The following is a 17,578-nucleotide window of genomic DNA, read 5'->3' as shown; positions in this document are numbered from 1 at the left end:
GGTTAGCGCTCTATTCGTTGCTTTTAGTAAAGCCCCCATAGATATCAAGCCTGCGATGACGCAAGTTGGTTACCGAACCTTCAGTGTTGAGCTGTTTGAGCTTGGTCAAGTCAACATCAGCAAAGATGATCATTTCAGTATTAGCACTTGCTTCAGTTAATGTCGCATCGTGCGGGAAATAAATATCGGAAGGAGAGAAAACCGCTGATTGTGCGTATTGAATATCAACATTGTCGACTCGAGGCAAGTTACCCACACTGCCGCCAATCGCAACGTAGCATTCATTTTCTATTGCTCTTGCTTGCGAGCATATTCTAACGCGTTGATAGCCATTTTTGGTGTCTGTCCAGAATGGTACAAAGATTATTTGTGCCCCTTCTTCAGCCATGATTCGACCTAGCTCAGGGAACTCGCTATCGTAACAGATCAATATGCCGATTTTACCCGCGTCTGTTTCAAACACGCTTATTTTATCACCGCCGTCAATTACCCAGTCTTTTTGTTCATGTGGTGTGATGTGAATTTTGTATTGTGCGTTAATTTGCCCATCTCGTTGAAGTAGATACGCGACGTTATAGAGTTTGCCGTCTTTTATTTCTGGCATGCTTCCAGCAATAATATTGATGTTGTACGTTACCGCCATTTGTGAAAAACGGTTTTTGATTTCTTCTGTGAAGCTCGCTAAAAAACGGATAGCTTCCACTGAGTTTTGTTCTTTTTTTAGCCCCATCAGTGGTGCATTAAAAAACTCAGGGAAGAGGGCAAAGTCTGCCTTGTAATTGGCGAGTGAAGAAATAAAGAACTCGGCTTGATCGAGTAAATCTTCCAAATCGTTCATCGCACGCATTTGCCATTGAACGACACCGATACGGACTAAAGTTTTCTCTACATCATGAATAGATTCAATATCTTCTTCGTAAAAGAAGTTGTCCCATTCCAATAACGTGGCGTAGCCTTGCGATGCATCATCTTCCGGTAAGTAACCGCGCATAATACGCTTTACATCAAAGTCGTTGGCTAGTTGGAAAGAAAGGATAGGGTCGTGCAGTTCTCGACGTTTTATTTTGTTGATGTACTCCGCTACGGTGAGCTTATCTGCATGCTGCTGGTAATTCGGAATACGTCCACCTGCTAATATCGCCTTAAAGTTTTTGCTTCGGCACAGCTCTTTACGTGCGTCATACAATCGACGACCTAAACGCAATCCACGATAATCAGGGTGGACGAATACATCTAAGCCGTACATGGCATCGCCAGTGACTTGATTTTGAATCACATTATTTTCGGTGATGATGTCGGTATAAAGGTGCGGTAGGGAGAAGCGGTTGTAATTCACTTTAATTGTCAGAGCCGCGCCAACGATTTTGCCATTGTCTTCAATACAAATTTGCCCATCAGGGAATTGGTGGATGAGATCCATAATGGTTAGCCGTGGCCAAGAGCCCCCCACATCATGAAAAACCAAATCCATCAACATTGCTAACTCTGGGTAGTCAGTCGGTTCTATCGTGCGTAGAGAAAGTTTTGGTGTATTACCATCCATATTCCGCTTGTCCTTTTTTCACCATTTCATCAAGTATGGTTGAGAATGCCAGAATTTAAATAAGGCAAATATATCAAGTACTCACAGTTTCAACGTGGAACACAAAGGTTTTTGATTGGAGACGACAAGAATTTTTGTACATCCTTAACCCTAAGTGACTTCAAGATGCAGGATTCAGAGTCTGGTCACTGGTACCAGTTCAAGGAAAATAACGACGCGGAATAGCCATCTATTTCCTAGTTATTTGACGCAGAAATGGTTGCAGTGGCAAACCTCCCGAAGGAGGTTTAGCGTCGATATAAGCCTTCTAAAGCGTTACATTAAATCACGCATTAGTACTTCATATTCTTCATTTGCTTCTTCAACCAGTGATGACAGTTCTTGTGCGTCTGTCACCGCTAAGCCGCACTGCCATGGTACGCGCTCTTCTCTACCACATACTTCAATGGTATTGCCTCTCGATTTAAAGCTAAGGTCTTCAAACTCAGTGCTGTGGCGTTCATGCAGTTCGACAATTTCAACTTCCAGCCTGCCGATAGGGTTTACTTCAAATCGAGCGTGTAAATTTGGACGGTTGGATAGACAATATTTTCGATGAATGGCGATCATGGTGGCCTCCTAGCTACAGAAAATGTTCTATGAGTGTAGTCAATTGAATTCGAATAATGAGTGAAATAATGACGAAGATTGATCTAAGGCAAACAGCCAGTTGTTAACCCAGCAATACCGCAAAACACATTATATGTTGGCAAGGTTTTTATTTTGTTTGAAGCTTTTGAAAGGATCTTTATGTTGCCGAGGAAGGGAAGATAAGTGTTACTTGGGCTGCACTGTGCATTGAGCGTGTTTTCATGGTGCATTTACATTATCATGCCCGTCTTGCTAGTGTGTTGAAAAGTTGGCTGACACAAAAATGAAATCAAATAGAAATGGTCGAGCGTTAGAATATCTATTGGTTGAAACATTTAAACGACATTATTCAGATCCCACTCTAACGGTTCAAACTGAGCGTGATCAGCGTCGAGATCGCGAGCACTATGAAAGCTTGCCAGTTGAAATGAAAAAATACTATCGTCGGCATTGTGAAACCTATGTGCTGTGGGTGATTGAAAACAGAGTACCAAATGAAGGGACTGTTGAGATTATCCGCATATCGGATAAAGACGCAGTGAAAGGTGATGTAACTGATATACGCATTGTTTCGACAAGTCACCTATATAACCTATCACTCAAGCACAATAACAATGCAGTTAAACACCAAAGACCTGGCAATCTTTTTTCTCAACTAGGTATACATAATAAAGTAGAAGAGAAGCGCTATCGCTCAGAAATTACAGCGGTTTCAAATCGATTTTTTGCCAGAGCTAGTCAATACAATACTGACCTATTCAATGTGGTTAAAAGCTATGATGAAGGCATTATCTTAAGCTTTTATGATGAGATGTGTGACTTGGTGGCTGCGACGATTAATGATCAACCGGTCAGCGCTGAACAAGCTTTTGACTTCTTAGTGGGCAACTGCAACTTTGATAAAGTGATCATTAGTAGTGATAACATTAAAGTGATGCAGTTTAGTAACATCATTAAGCCGCGGTTGTTAACGGCGAAGAAGACCAGCTATAACCATATCCAGTTAGATTTTGATAACGGCTTTACGTTTGATATGAGGCTGCATACGGCAAGCAGTCGTTTCTCGGTAGGCAAAACGATCAACCAGAAGTTTGATACACGTTTAATATCAGAAACAGTGGGTAGCTTTTTTCTCTAATAGGGCTTTATTAAATACCTAAGCTTTTGAGTAACACAAAAAACAGCGCCTTATTAGGCGCCATTTCTATTGATAATTTCGAAGATTATACTTAAGCCGCTTGCTGAGATTTTGCCAATGCCAGATGTTCTTGAATGCTTAGTGCAACGGCTTTAGCGAATGGTACCGCAACTGCGTTACCAATCATTTTGTAGCCAGCAGCAACATTGTTGTACACAAATTCAAAGTCATCAGGGAAGCCTTGGATACGTGCACATTCGCGTACACTTAAACGGCGATACTCATGACCTTCAACAAATTTGAACAGATCTTTCTCTACCTTTTCCATCTTTGGCGCGCTTGGGTGGATAGGGGCATGCCTGCCACCAGCCTGAATAGTGAATGAAGGCTCATCCCATGTTCTTACTCGGTTACGAGACATATACATAGTAGAGAAGCCACCAATCATATATTCGTGATTTAAGATCGTCACATCTGGGTTGGGTTTTTGTTTCTCTAATGCAGGCGCTGCTGAGCCATTGAGATCCAATAAGATATCTTTTAGTGCTTTTTGCTCAGTCTTATCTATCGGCTCAGGGAATTTGTAATCTACGCTGAGATCACTTCTAAAACCAATAAAGATTACACGTTTACGATCTTGGGCTGCACCATGGTCGACGGCATTCATCATTTGATAAAACAGATCATACCCAGCGTTTTTAAACATCTCCTTAATGTTATTTAAGGCGTTGGCATGGCGGGTGTGTTGCATGCCACTGACGTTTTCAGCTAAGAAGAATTTTGGTTTTTTCGCTTCCAAAATTCGGATGAAGTCAAAGAACAACTGACCGCGTTTATCTTCAATACCACGTTGTGCGCCGGCTTCACTCCAGCTTTGGCATGGAGGACCGCCAATGATGCCGTCACATTCTGGTACGTCACTCGCATCTATCTCTGTAATGCTGCGTTGATCAAGAACGGTATGAGGGTGATTTTTTTTATAGGTAGCCCAAATATCTTTATCGTATTCGTTCGCCCAAACAACGTTGAAGCCTGCTTGTTCGAAACCTAAATCGAGACCGCCTGCTCCGGCAAAAAAAGAGACAACTTGCATAGTTATTTATGTATCATTTACTGGTGATAGATTGCGCATAGTGTAACAATTTACTGTACATAAGGCCAGCTATTTTTTTTGCAGTTGCATCATGATGTTAGCTAGCAAATATGGGGTATTCAGTCGAACTGACGACAAAACGAATTAACTATTTTTTAGTTTGGGATGGAGATAGCAAATCATAGCTTGCTTGCATTGCCATCCCGCTGTACAAGCATTTTATATTTAGTTATGCTCTTGCATCTTGTGAAAACAAGCCCAAAATCGTTACTCATAACCAATACGCCCAATGGCTAAATTGGTCATTGAACTAGCCAAAGGCTAGTGCCTAGAAATTAGGCTGTGAGTCCTTCTCTCGTTACCGTAGTTATCAATTAATTTGAAACCTCTTTTATCACAACAAGAACGAACCCACCTGTCGCTTAAAGAGCTAGCGCTTAGTGCTTTGTTGCACCTAGAATTTCATCAGCTCGATAAAGGCAGACCTTTAAACCTAGCGGATAAAAATTCTCTTTTTCGTCTTTGGTTGAAGAAGCAATCTTCCTCGCTTCGCTATAAGCTTCTCAAAAAGAAGATTAAGATACTGATCCAGCACTCGAAGGGAAACAGCTATAACTTAGAAGCGATGTTCCTTGAGTTAATTCATTTCAATGAAACCGTAGTACTGACTGCGTTGGAAGAGTATTTGTTGTTGGTCCGTTCAATTGAGAAAGATTTAGGCTTAACGGTGCTGCTCTCTTCTCCAAAAGACGTAGATTTAGGTTACGCCGAAGGGGAAAATTTCATTTGTGTACTCGCGACGGATCTCAATAGCCACTTCTCGGCAGAAGGAAGCATGCTTGCCCCGATTACATTCTTAGTCAAAGCGACTGTGTATGAACGCGCCGCTGTTCTGTCCACTGTCTGCAAATTTACCCAGTTCAGCCATAGCGTGCTCTATGAAGACAGCGAATTCCTGAGGTTTGAATTACAAGGATGATTTCGATTTGTATTCTGGGAAACAATAGAGCATACCGGACACTAGCAAATACAAAGATATCCTTCGATAGCGTAAATTGAGAATTTACGCTATCGAGAGAGTCAAGTCTCCCTCAAACGAACCTATTCAGAAGATTTATTGATGTATAGTTTTATATCAGCACGTCTAAATGCTGATTCCAAACTTTCATGAAGTTTAAGCTGAATGGTACTTGTTGTTATTGATACTGGGCTCTCTAGTCCTACTACAGGATTACTTGTAATTGCTTGGTAGATTCGCTCTGCGAGCTCGGAAGCTTGAGCTCTGTTTGTATTAAATAAAACCATACAAAATTCATCCCCACCCAGTCGTATACATGTATCAGTAGAGCGGCTTCTAACTTTCAAATATTTCGCGATATGCTTTATTGCATGATCGCCAGCTTCATGCCCATAAGTATCATTAATATATTTCAATTTGTCAGCGTCAATCATAATAATAGATATTGGTATTCTTCTATTGTGCGCGGTTTTAACTTGTTGATCGATTCTTTTAGATAATACCTTTCTATTATAAAGACCAGTAAGGCAATCTTGAAGTGAACAAGAAAGAGACTTGTTTAATTGTAAGGTGACATTACAAGAATAAATAGACAACAGAGTTATAGAAATAATCAAAAATAATGTAAATATATATTTTTCAATAATAAAATTAAAAATATCATACATAGAGTAGCTTGCAACAAGATTTATGTTATTGTCCAATACAATCGGTTTGAGAGTAAATTTAGATTTATTATTGTTATAAAATAACGGTGTGGATAGGTTGTAGTCAGTACTAAAAATTGAGATATTTATACGAGAGAAGTAAACAAAATTAGATTTACCAAAGTGACGAATAATGAATGGATACAGTTCTATATCAGTAAAATACTCACCAACTATTGAGTCATATAGATAAACAGGTGATTTTATAGTGAATATCTTTTTGCTTGTTAGAGTGTCTAAATATGGTTCTGTGAAATAAATTCCATTATTCGTTCCGTTATATATCTTTTCGTTCAATCGGTCATGAGCATATCGTGCATTAGTGAAATAATCTTTTGGCAAAGAATAGTCGGTTATATTTACTGTCGGGTATATGTAAATATACCTATTTGTATAAGATACAAACCCTTCGTTAACAGTAATTGGTTTGTCTACAAAAAAATTATTTATTATATTAATCGATTTTAAATCTTGTATAACTTCATCTGTCGGTAATCCAAGCCCCATCATGCTTCTATTATTATTTAGCTTTGATTTTTGTGTTCGGTTGAATCCGAATTCATCAAACACCTTATAGTATTCCAGTTTTACATGTGGTTTTATATCTGTATTTACATCGCTATTTGCGAACTTAGAAGTTAGTGCGCTTGCTTTTTGCTTATTAAATTTGGCTAAATTTAATAATCTTTCTTTCAATTCAATTTGGAAGCCATATATAACAGATTCAAACCTATCTACCATTACAATAGTAAATCCGACGTATAGGAAAATGTTCAAAACTATGGTCGCAATGACTAAATGGTGCTTCTTAACTGCGTTAATAGGCGATAGCATGGTTACTCCAGAATTTAATGAAATAACGAGCACTATATACAAAATCATAATTTCATTCATTTCGATTTGAGTTCAAATAATTCTGTATAGTTTGTTCAGAAAAGAACAAATTTAGAATGTGATTCATATTGTATAGATAGTGATAATGGTTCTTTTAAGGCTCTGTTTATTCATTATTATATTGTGTCCATAATTACGTTTTACATTCTATGAACAGTGATCTTAGTGTTCTGATTATTGATGATAGTCAGATAATACAGCGAGCTACAAAGTTGATTCTGCAAAAGGCAGGGTTTGACGACAAAAAATTAGTATCAGTCAGTAATTCAAGTGACGCAGTAAAAGAGTGTGAAAGCCAAAACTATGATGTACTGCTAATAGACTATAATCTTGGATCCGGTTCAAACGGATTAAAACTATTAGAAAGGCTATATAAACAATCTCTTATGAGACATCGCCCCATTGTCTTTATAGTCACTGCTGAAGATTCCGCATCGGTATTTATGGGGTTTAATGAATACAGCCCATACGACTATCTCATTAAGCCGTTAAGAATGAAAATGTTGGTTGAGCGGTTGATATTATCTCTTGAACAAAAAAAGAGTTTGGAGCGAATAATTGCGTCTTATCATATGGACGGTTTAGAAACGGCTGAGTTTATAATTAATACTTCGTCAGAAGTTAGGTCAAAAAAATCATTAGTATGGCGATTTGTTGAATATCTTATAGAAGAAAATAAATACGATGACGCTTATTATTTATCTAGTCAACTAACGTTATCGCTAGAGTATCTACCATTACTGTTTTCAAAAGCTAATATTGAGTTTTCTAGAGGGCAATTGGAATTAGCTAAAAAAACACTAAACAAGATATTTAAGAAAAGAGATAATCATATCAAATCTCTAGATCTACGTGGAGAAATTGACTTTATAAATAATGATGTGATTTCCGCTTATAGCTACTTGTCTAAATCTTATCGTCTCAATTCCGCTAATAAAGTAAATTTAATCAAACTTGTGTGGATGGAAATGCTTCATATTAGAAGTGAATCTATCGATAGGTATTTGAAAGAACTTTGCTTGTGTCGTGGAGAAATTAATTATAGTAACGAATCGATATTCTTGTTGATTGTCTGCTCTGCACTTACCATCACAATGAATGCTAATAATAGCGATGCAACTATTGAATTATATAGAAAGAAGATCCATTTTCAGAGTAATGAATTGTATAAAAGCGTATTAATTGATGCGTGGCTAGAGTATTCAAAGGGGGACTTGATTAAATCATATATAGCCATTGATAGTATTGATGTTGAAACCTTAACTTCACATGAAAGAGTTATCTATGGTTTTTTACTCTATTCTATTGGTATGTATCCAGATGCTTTGATCACATTTAAGAAGTTAGAAAACGACCACACACTACAAAATGATGTAGCAAGCCAAACTATTTACTCACTAATTCATATTGCAATATCACAGATTGATTCGACTGCTCTAATAAAGCAATCTGATATTGATAGACTTATCAAAACTAAAAAATATGTAATGGCAAGTAAAGTGCTGTTCGAACAATGGAGATATAACAAGTTTGACTTGAAATTTTGTCGAGAGATCATAGAACTCTATGTAAATAAATTGATAGTAATTGATAAAGACAAATTGAAGGTGGTGCTATTTGTAAAGGATTATTTGGATCAAGTTAAAGATACACCATACTGGTATGATGATATTAAAAGTAAATCAAATTTGTTGGTGAAAGATTTTTTTAAGAAGAGCTTGTGATGGAATTTACAGTAAAATACTTGATAATGTTTCTCCTGTTAGTGGCATTACCGACAAAGGCAAATAGTGAAATTGATATTGGTTTTATCAATTATAAATCATTTTCTGCTAGTTCTCTATGTGACGAAAAGACGGCTTCTAGCTTGTATTTTTCTAGCATTAATACTGTACAGGCAGAGCCATATTGCTCTTCAAAAATTAACGAAACAAAGAATTCAATAAACAAAGGTTTATTAGATCTTTTGTTGATACGAGATAATGACACTTATGACATGGAGGGAATACATAAGAAGACAGTGTTTTCATCGTATATAAGCATGGTCAGCAAAACAAATGTTACACTAAAATACTTAAATTACAATAAATCTAAAATTGCTGTGACAGATGTATATATAAAAAATAAGATCCATAGTTTATACCCGAATATTGAGATACTGTTGATTCCATATTCGGACTCTTTAAGCAAGATAAAAGAGAATGATATTTCAGCTGTCGTGTTTGAATCTATTTATGAAAAGAACACACGCGATAAATTGCCTTCATATGTCATTCATAAAATAAAAGCAATACCTATGATATCTTATGTTTTGATATCAAAAAATGAAGCGTTACTTGGTAGTGTATTTAAGAGTATAACCGCCATAAATGCTAACATCGATGATGACGGAATTAAAGTATTCGATAATAGGTTTTCTGAGCGAGAGAATGATTGGCTGTTTGCCAATCCTATCCTCAATATTGGAGTAACAGGATCAAACTATCCTATAGAGTTTATTGATGAAGATGGTCAAATTAGAGGGATTACGATAGATTTGATCAATAGCATGTCTAGTAAGTTTGATGTGAATTTTGATATTACTAATACAGATAGCATTAAGGATGCTAGAAATAAATTGTCTGAAAATAAAATTAGTGTCATATCTGGTGTTACTTGTGGATTACAAGATAGTGTTTCTTTAGTATGTTCTCCTGCATATAGTTTGGATCGCTGGGTTATTGCTGTCAATAGTGAACGTTATGATACAAATTTGATTGGAGATATATTTAATAAAGATCTGAAGGTTGCTACCATTAATGGTGGTTATGGAGAAATTCTAACCAATATTTATTATCCAGATAGCTTTGTTAAACTATTTGATAATTTAGATGACATCATGTATGCGATTGTAACTAATGATATAGATGTAGGTATTGTATCAACTAATGCGGTATCAAGGGATCTTGAATCGAAGTTTCTTGGAAAAATAGCCATACTAAATAAAGACTTATCGAATTTACCTCAATTGGTTTCGTTTGCGACAGACAAAGATAATGTTGAGTTATCTTCAATTATTGTCAAGATGATTAATAGTTACTCTGAGTATGAATTAGGTTTGGTTGGAGATAGATGGAGAACCATTAATTTCCGAGAAAAACTGACTGTAGATTCAGGTGTTATATATCTAATTGCATTTTTATGCTTTGTGCTAATTGCTATGCTTTTGTCTGTCATTATAGGTGTAAGAAAAAGAAAAAAATATCCATCGCTTAGGGATGTTGAAACTGAATCAATTCGTAAAATAGAAAGTAACATAATCGACTTGCTTCCAGAAGGTGTATTGATAAGAAACCAAAAAGGTATGGTAATTAATTTTAATGAAAATTTAGTTAATATGTTTAGTGGCATAGACAGGCATGCTAGTGGTGAAGATGTAAATTTTGAATTACATCAGATACTAAATTATGATGGTAGAGCATTGATGGATTCAATGTTTGAAAGGATATTGTTGGGTGATAGTCAACAGTCTGAATTGATTAAAATGGACTGCGGAGGTAAGCGATCAACGATATTGGTAACGAAAAGTAGAATATCAAGGTGTAATAGTTGCAATTTTGAAGTGCTAACTACATTCAAAGATGTATCTGAACAAATGCAGAAAGAAGGTGATGCAATTGAGCATCATCGAATTATTAACTATATCACAAATAATTTCGATGGTGTTTTGATACAACATAAACAATTGTCATCTGACCCTTTTGATATTGAAGTGCTATTTGTAAGTGATAGTATCGATCGATTCTGTGAAATTGAAGTAAGCAATATCATTTCAAACGCGAAGTTATTAAAAAGAGAAATTTGTAGAAGAGATGATGTCGAAGATATTTTAGGAAGCATAAATTCAGCTTTGGACAATGGTACATTTATTTACGATTTAGAAATAAATAAAGAGAAGGAAAAAACTCAATGGTTCCAGATAAGGAGTCAGATATCTAAAGTAGATGACCATTATATTTGGAATACATTGGTTATAGATATAACAAAAATAAAATATTACGAAATAAATATTGATGAAACAAAAAAAGATGCACTTGCAGCTATTGAGACTAAATCTAGATTCTTAGCGATGATGAGCCATGAGATTAGAACGCCATTAAGTGGAATAATTAGTTTGATCGATTTGCTCAAGCCGTATATGAAAAGTAAGGACGCAACGGATATATTCGAAAGTTTAAACAGATCTGGGGAAAACTTACTCACAATCGTAAATGATGTTCTTGATTTTTCTAAGCTTGAAGCTGGGAAACTCAAACTAGAGAATGTTGAAACAAACCTAAGAACTTTGATTTTAGACCTAACCCAACCTCACATCATACATATGAGTTCTACGGGTGTCATGATGAATATCTATATAGATCCCAACATAGCATCAATACTGTTAGTTGATGACCTAAGAATTAAGCAAGTGCTTAATAATCTAGTAAATAATGCAATTAAATTTACAGAAATAGGTTTGATTACGCTAAAGGTTGAACTTGATAGTGAATGCGATGGCTATCAATCGATTGTGTTCTCTTTATCTGACACCGGAATTGGAATCGAAGAAGATTTTTTACAGTCTCTTTTTACACCATTTGAGCAGTTTGATTCTAATTCAGATAGAAGGTTTGGTGGAACTGGACTTGGTTTATCAGTTTGCCAACAAATTGTGAATGTTATGGGGGGCAAAATATCGGTAACCAGCAAACTAGGAAAAGGTTCTGAATTCTCTTTTTCTTTATCGTTACAAGTTTGCAAACCGTATAACCCTGCTAAATTACATACCAAATGCTTGGTAGTTAATTCTAGTTTAAAAAATGATATAGCACTCTCTTCTTACCTTGATTTTTGGGGAGTGAATACATTGTTTGTCAATGCGTATTGCGCAGAAGATGTTCTGACAGTTGTTAGATCTAGCAATGTTGATACTGTCATTGTTGATGACAATTGGGCAAAAGAAACCAACTTATCATTGGTTGACGAATTTTCCGATTTGAAGTTGATTAAAACAACAACGAGAACATTATTATCTAACGAAGTTTCACCATCATACGTTACCATTTCAGTAAATGCACTAAACCCTGAATTACTATATAAATGTTTTACTTATGATCGTGATGATATGTCCCAAATAGCGTCGGAAAGCTATGCAGTCAATCCAAATAAAAAAATAGAAATCATTACACGAAATGAGTCTATTTTGGTAGCTGAAGACCACGTTATAAATCAAAAGATAATACGAGAGCAAATTAAAAGATTGGGCTACAAAGTTGATGTAGTAAGCGATGGACTACTTGCTCTTCGAGCTCTTGAGAACAAACAATATGCCTTGTTGATTACTGACTGTCATATGAAAAACTTGGATGGATATGGATTAGTTAAAGCCATTCGTCAGAAAGAGAAGAAACAAAGTACAGACACTCGTCTGCCAATCGTTGCGTTGACTGCTAATGCGCTATCAGGAGAAAGAGAGCGTTGCTTGGAACTAGGGATGGATGACTTTTTAACTAAGCCGATTCGAGCAGATCATTTAGCTACTGTGATTGATAAATACATTTCCTCAACTGACAGTGAAAGTACTGCGCACGTTAGATTGATCGACATCGATGAATTGAAAGAGATATTCGGCAGCGAAGAAGAGTGTATTGGCTTAGTGAATGAGTATTTATCCTCAACATTATTAGATTTCAACGATCTACAAGCAGCAAATACTGAGCATGATATAGACGAGTTTTTTATGATAGTTCACAAAATGAAAGGTGCGTCGAGAATGGTAGAGTTTAATCAGCTATCAACATTATTGGCATATTACGAAGACATCTACTCTGAGAATGGACATATAGACATGAAAGAGAGTTGTATTGAAATTTCTAGACAATTGGAACAACTAAAACTTGAGATAGAGGGTTACGAGTGAAGGTTCTAATAATAGAAGATCAGAGCTTTCAAAGAAGCTATATGTCAAAGCTAATTTTAAAACATAATGACTATGATATTATGTTGGCTTGTGACGGAAATGAAGCATTAGAGAAAATTAAGGATTCTGTTCCAGAGCTTATTATTTGTGATTTGTATATGCCTAAAATGGATGGGATTTCATTTTTATCTCATTTGTCTGAAATCGATAGCTCACCTAGTGTTATTATAGTGAGTGCCACTTCAGTAGCTGTTCTTGATACTGTACGGGAAATGTGTAACTCCTACAAAATTGATCTTTTGGGAATACTTCCTAAGCCGTTCTGCTTGACTGAATTCGGATTGTTGTTAGATACGAAGAGAAAGCAAAATAGAAATAAAAGCAATATCTCAGAGAATACATCACTGAAATGTTTCATTGATAAAAATGAGATAATTTCTTGTTTAGAAAATGGAAGCTTCATATTACATTTCCAACCCATCGTCGCTATTGATAATGGGGCTGTTTTTGGCTACGAGGCTTTGAGCCGTTTGCCCCACCCTAAGCTAGGGATAGTAATGCCAGGAGATTATATTGAGCATATTGAATGTCTTGGATTGTCTACAAAATTAGCGATTAGTAATGTTAACTTTATCGTAGATAATCTATCTTCATTCAAAGGCTGTAGGGTAGCGTTGAATATTAGTGCCAACACATTAGTTGATCTTGAATTTATCAGACATATAGAAAAATTAATATTAGACAAAAAAAACGTGTTTTCTATATTGTATTTCGAAATTACTGAATCTGACATCATTGGTGAGGTAGGAAAAGCATTAGAAGTAGCGTCAAGATTTTCAATGCACGGTATTGACTTGTCTATAGATGATTTTGGTACAGGACACTCTTCATTTAAACAGTTGGACCAATTGCCGTTTAAGTCTTTGAAAATAGATAAAGGTTTTGTTAAAAACATAAAACACGAAAAATCTTTGGCAATAATCGAAGCCTGCCTGCTACTCGGTAATAGGCTTTCTATCGGAACTATCGCCGAGGGTATTGAAACAAAAGATTCTTGGTATCAACTTCGCTCGATGGGGTGCCAATTGGGGCAAGGATATTATATAGCAAAGCCGATGCATATTTTATCGCTATCTGATTGGGCAAATATCTGGGATCAAAAAATAATTGATTCTAAATTATGTGAGTAGTTTAGATTACTGCTCATATCGTATAGGTTTTATGTTGTTGCTAGCTTTTTACATAATGTTGATGTAATTATGTTCAATAGTTGATGTTAATTATCGAGGGGATCGTGAAGTATAGTTGTCTAAGACCAAGAAAGTCTCTTGTTTTGAAAACATTTCATACTGATTTTAATATGCTGGTTCGAATTGTCAACGGAACTGGTTCAGTATATGTGAATGGTAAAAAATTTGATATTCAGGGTGATGAAACGATAATTATTCCCAGGATGAATACTTTGTCTTGTCATATAGAATCAAGTAATGGCAAGACCCTGATTGTTGATATTATTACTTTTACCTTTAATGAATGTAGTCAAGCTCTCTCAGAACTCAGCCCCCCTCCAGTGAGTGAATATCATACCGATAGTTATTTTGGTATTACAACTCCGAAGTCGGTAGCTTCAAATTTTTATATGTTGAAATGTATAAAAAACGATCAGTCATTAAAATTGGATGGACAAATCTTATATCAATCGTTTTATTTTATTTTACAGGCTTTTTCACAAGAGTTTATAGACTTACACCGTTTATTAAATGTTGAGTTTGATTCTGAATGGGGACCGATTATCGCTCGTTTAATCATGGATGAACCGCAAAAGAAGTGGGATCTTGAAAGGGTGGCGAACTTGCTGTTTACGACCCAATCTACGTTACGTAGGAGGCTGAAGTTAGAGGATGTCGTATTTAGTCATTTAGTTTTGGAGGTTAGGATGGGGCTAGCATTGAATTTGCTAACTTTCAGTAACTTGCCTATATCGGTAGTAAGTCAAAGAACGGGTTTTAGTAGCGCAGCCTATTTTTGTGATGCCTTTCGTCGAAAGTATGGTTTGACGCCGTTAACGTTTCGAAAGGAATCAAGAGAACAAAACAAATAGCGTATCAGTATTGGTTAAGCAAAATTGCGGAATCCCTTTAGAAAACCACATACCGCTCGCAGCACTGACTGAACTCAATATTTATTGCTTCATTGCTTCGATATTAAGTGAAGACGAGGGCGTTTACCGCTGTCTGAAATTTCTCCTGTTTAGCCAAATATAGGTGTGCTTAGGTTAACTTTACTCACCTTGAGTAAGCGAATAGTGCTTCAGCGATATAATGGATGAGCAGTGTAAGTGAGTCGTTACAAAAACATAGCAATTTGTAACGTTCACACCCAATAATTGAAGTAGAGTGGCTAACTGTAATATCGCTATTTTGGTCGCTATATATCTAAGGTTAGTCACCTTTCCCCCCCTCCTAATAAAAAGCTCCTTATGGGGCTTTTCTGCCATTCAATTGGAATGTAACCGCTTGCTTACAAAGGAGGGTTTTCACTTACAAATCTCATTTAATTTGTAACCTTCAGATGCTGATAATTTTTTAAACTCTTATATGAGCTTTCTAAATCTCATGGAAGTTAACCTTTTTCTTAACATTTTAATTGAGAGAACAATATGAGTTTCTTACAAAACACAATGACCAAAGCACAAGTGCTAGGCAAAGCACTAATGCTGCCTATCGCTATGTTGCCAGCGGCTGGCTTATTGCTAGCATTTGGCTTCCAACTTAATTGGCCATTAATGCAAATGGCTGGGCAAGTCCTTTTTGAAAACTTACATTTACTGTTCTGTATTGGTGTAGCGGTTGGCTTAACCAAAGATTCAGGAACCGCAGCATTAGCTTCTGTTGCTGGCTTTCTAGTCATGCACATGACCATCGGCTTGAGCTACGGCATAACTGATGAAATGGTGGCGAATTCTCATGCTTATGTGGAAGTGCTTGGGATTAAGTCGATGCAAATGGGCCCTCTTGGCGGCATGATTATGGGCTTATTGGCTGCATATATGTACAACCGTTTTTACAACATTCAGTTACCTGAGTTTTTAGGCTTCTTTGCAGGTAAACGGTTTGTACCGATTGCGACAGCATTTTCAGCGTTCTGCTTGGGTTTGCTTGTGCCATATTTCTGGCACTACGTACAAGAAGCTATCGCTGCGGCATCAACGACTCTTAGCCAAGGCAATATGTATGTATCTACCTTCTTCTACGGCTTTATGGAACGTGCGTTGATTCCAGTAGGCTTGCACCACATCTTCTACAACCCTTACTGGTACACATTCTTTGAATATACAGCGGTTAATGGCGAAGTCGTAAATGGCGCTCATACAATTTGGTTCCGTATGTTTGCTGATGGTGTGCATTCATTTGAAGGTGGTGGTTACGGTAATGCCGGTGCTTACCTTTCTGGTAACTTTGCTATCTACATGTTTGCTTTCCCTGCGGCTTGTTTGGCTATGTACCAAGAAGCGCATACTAAGAACAAGAAAATTGCAGCTGGTCTATTAGGCTCTGCCGCACTAACCTCTTTTGTTACCGGTATTACAGAGCCTGTAGAGTTCGCATTCGTCTTTACTGCACCAGTACTTTATGTGTTCAACGCCATCATGGCTGGTGTTTCTTACTCGGTGACTTATGCTCTTGATATGCAGATGGGTAAAACATTCTCAGCGGGTATTATTGATTATGTAGTTTTTGGAGTGTTACCAGGGTTACAAGGTTACGAAACAAACTGGATGAAACTCTTCATCTGGGGACCGATGAATGCGGCAATTTACTACACTGTATTCCGTGTTGTGATTCGTAAGTTCAACTACCAAACGATAGGTCGCGAAGAAGAAACAGCGCAAATCACACTCGATGATGAAAGCTTGGCGGCTGCTATCCTTCGCCATGTTGGTGGGAGAGGTAATCTTACATCGATAGGCTCTTGTATTACTCGTCTTCGCTTGGAAGTGAACGATATGTCACTGGTTAATGAAGAGGAAATCAAGAAGCTAGGCGTAATGGGTATAGTGAAGGTCGGCTCCAATGGGGTTCAAATTATCCTTGGTGCTAAGGCTCAGTTTATAGCCAACCTGCTGGAAAACCCAGAAGGTGAACTAGCACCAGCGTAACGTTACTAAGTATTGGGCCATGACGTATGAAGTGGCCAATAGTCGCGCACCTTGTAGTAAGGTGCGCCATTTTATGACTATGTGAGGCATGTTATGACAATCGCAACGGCAACCCCTTCAATGATGAAATCTTCTAACTGCTTTGTTCGATGGTTTAGAGGTGAAATTCAACTGTGGAAATCTGTATTGTTATTGCAGATGTTCGGAACCTACGGTTTATTATTTGCTTTGGAGTCGAGCAAGTATTTGTGGCCGGAAACAATCGGTGTGGTGATCAAAATTATTGCATTGCCAACTTTTGCCATATATAGCTCAACCTGTGTCTTTCGTGCAGCGCCAAATTTTAAAACGACTATTAGTGGTACGGTAGCAAAATGCTGGGCCGTTACATTTGTACTTTGGGCGTTTTGTGTCGCGTATGCTCTGTCTGTAACCATTGCGGGTTAATGTGGCTTTGT

The 17,578-nt window shown here is 37.0% G+C and carries 12 protein-coding genes; 8 read left to right on the top strand and 4 right to left on the bottom strand.

The genetic code is table 11. The annotated features are described in order from the left end of the window. Positions 1 to 10: 10 nt before the first annotated feature. A complete protein-coding gene (locus tag L4C38_RS05095) occupies positions 11 to 1,543 on the bottom strand; it encodes a GNAT family N-acetyltransferase (RefSeq protein WP_428796462.1) in 1,533 nt (510 codons plus the stop codon). 315 nt (positions 1,544 to 1,858) lie between these two features. Then, positions 1,859 to 2,152, bottom strand: coding sequence for a hypothetical protein (locus L4C38_RS05090; RefSeq protein ID WP_428796461.1), 294 nt, complete (start codon positions 2,150 to 2,152; stop codon positions 1,859 to 1,861). A gap of 304 nt (positions 2,153 to 2,456) precedes the next feature. Here L4C38_RS05090 and L4C38_RS05085 point away from each other — a divergent pair, with 304 nt between their 5' ends. Then, complete coding sequence (locus L4C38_RS05085; RefSeq protein WP_428796460.1) at positions 2,457 to 3,311, top strand: HaeIII family restriction endonuclease; 855 nt, start codon at positions 2,457 to 2,459, stop codon at positions 3,309 to 3,311. Positions 3,312 to 3,402: 91 nt separating this feature from the next. On the opposite strand, the gene L4C38_RS05080 is transcribed toward L4C38_RS05085, so the two are convergent. Further along, entirely contained in the window at positions 3,403 to 4,404 is a 1,002-nt protein-coding gene (locus L4C38_RS05080; RefSeq protein ID WP_428796459.1) for a DNA cytosine methyltransferase, read from the bottom strand. Positions 4,405 to 4,783: 379 nt separating this feature from the next. Between L4C38_RS05080 and L4C38_RS05075 the strand changes: the two genes are divergently transcribed. Continuing rightward, a complete protein-coding gene (locus tag L4C38_RS05075) occupies positions 4,784 to 5,383 on the top strand; it encodes a DUF2913 family protein (RefSeq protein ID WP_428796458.1) in 600 nt (199 codons plus the stop codon). A gap of 122 nt (positions 5,384 to 5,505) precedes the next feature. On the opposite strand, the gene L4C38_RS05070 is transcribed toward L4C38_RS05075, so the two are convergent. Beyond that, the gene (locus L4C38_RS05070; protein ID WP_428796457.1) at positions 5,506 to 6,963 is read right to left on the bottom strand and encodes a diguanylate cyclase; all 1,458 of its coding nucleotides are present in this window, start codon (positions 6,961 to 6,963) and stop codon (positions 5,506 to 5,508) included. A 209-nt stretch (positions 6,964 to 7,172) separates the two neighbouring features. On the opposite strand from L4C38_RS05070, the gene L4C38_RS05065 reads away from it, so the two are divergent. The 6 genes from L4C38_RS05065 to L4C38_RS05040 all read left to right on the top strand — a co-directional run bounded on the left by L4C38_RS05065 (position 7,173) and on the right by L4C38_RS05040 (position 17,567). Next, positions 7,173 to 8,747 carry a response regulator gene (locus L4C38_RS05065; RefSeq protein WP_428796456.1) on the top strand — a complete coding sequence of 525 codons (1,575 nt, stop codon included), beginning with the start codon at positions 7,173 to 7,175 and terminating at the stop codon, positions 8,745 to 8,747. After that, positions 8,747 to 12,961, top strand: coding sequence for an ATP-binding protein (locus L4C38_RS05060; RefSeq protein ID WP_428796455.1), 4,215 nt, complete (start codon positions 8,747 to 8,749; stop codon positions 12,959 to 12,961). The genes L4C38_RS05065 and L4C38_RS05060 overlap by 1 nt, the downstream gene beginning before the upstream one ends. After that, positions 12,958 to 14,151 carry an EAL domain-containing response regulator gene (locus L4C38_RS05055; RefSeq protein ID WP_428796454.1) on the top strand — a complete coding sequence of 398 codons (1,194 nt, stop codon included), beginning with the start codon at positions 12,958 to 12,960 and terminating at the stop codon, positions 14,149 to 14,151. The genes L4C38_RS05060 and L4C38_RS05055 overlap by 4 nt, the downstream gene beginning before the upstream one ends. A gap of 143 nt (positions 14,152 to 14,294) precedes the next feature. Continuing rightward, on the top strand, positions 14,295 to 15,062 hold the full coding sequence (locus L4C38_RS05050; protein ID WP_428796453.1) for a helix-turn-helix transcriptional regulator: 768 nt from the start codon (positions 14,295 to 14,297) through the stop codon (positions 15,060 to 15,062). 558 nt (positions 15,063 to 15,620) lie between these two features. Further along, positions 15,621 to 17,120 (top strand): PTS transporter subunit EIIC, encoded by a 1,500-nt coding sequence (locus L4C38_RS05045; protein WP_428796452.1) that lies wholly within the window; start codon positions 15,621 to 15,623, stop codon positions 17,118 to 17,120. A gap of 93 nt (positions 17,121 to 17,213) precedes the next feature. Next, a complete protein-coding gene (locus L4C38_RS05040; RefSeq protein ID WP_428796451.1) occupies positions 17,214 to 17,567 on the top strand; it encodes a hypothetical protein in 354 nt (117 codons plus the stop codon). Positions 17,568 to 17,578 lie beyond the last annotated feature (11 nt).

The organism is Vibrio kasasachensis, assembly GCF_050337565.1.
Classification (GTDB): Bacteria; Pseudomonadota; Gammaproteobacteria; order Enterobacterales; family Vibrionaceae; genus Vibrio; species Vibrio kasasachensis.
Note: the sequence above shows the minus strand (reverse complement) of the source record. Positions and strands in the feature narration are given on the sequence as shown.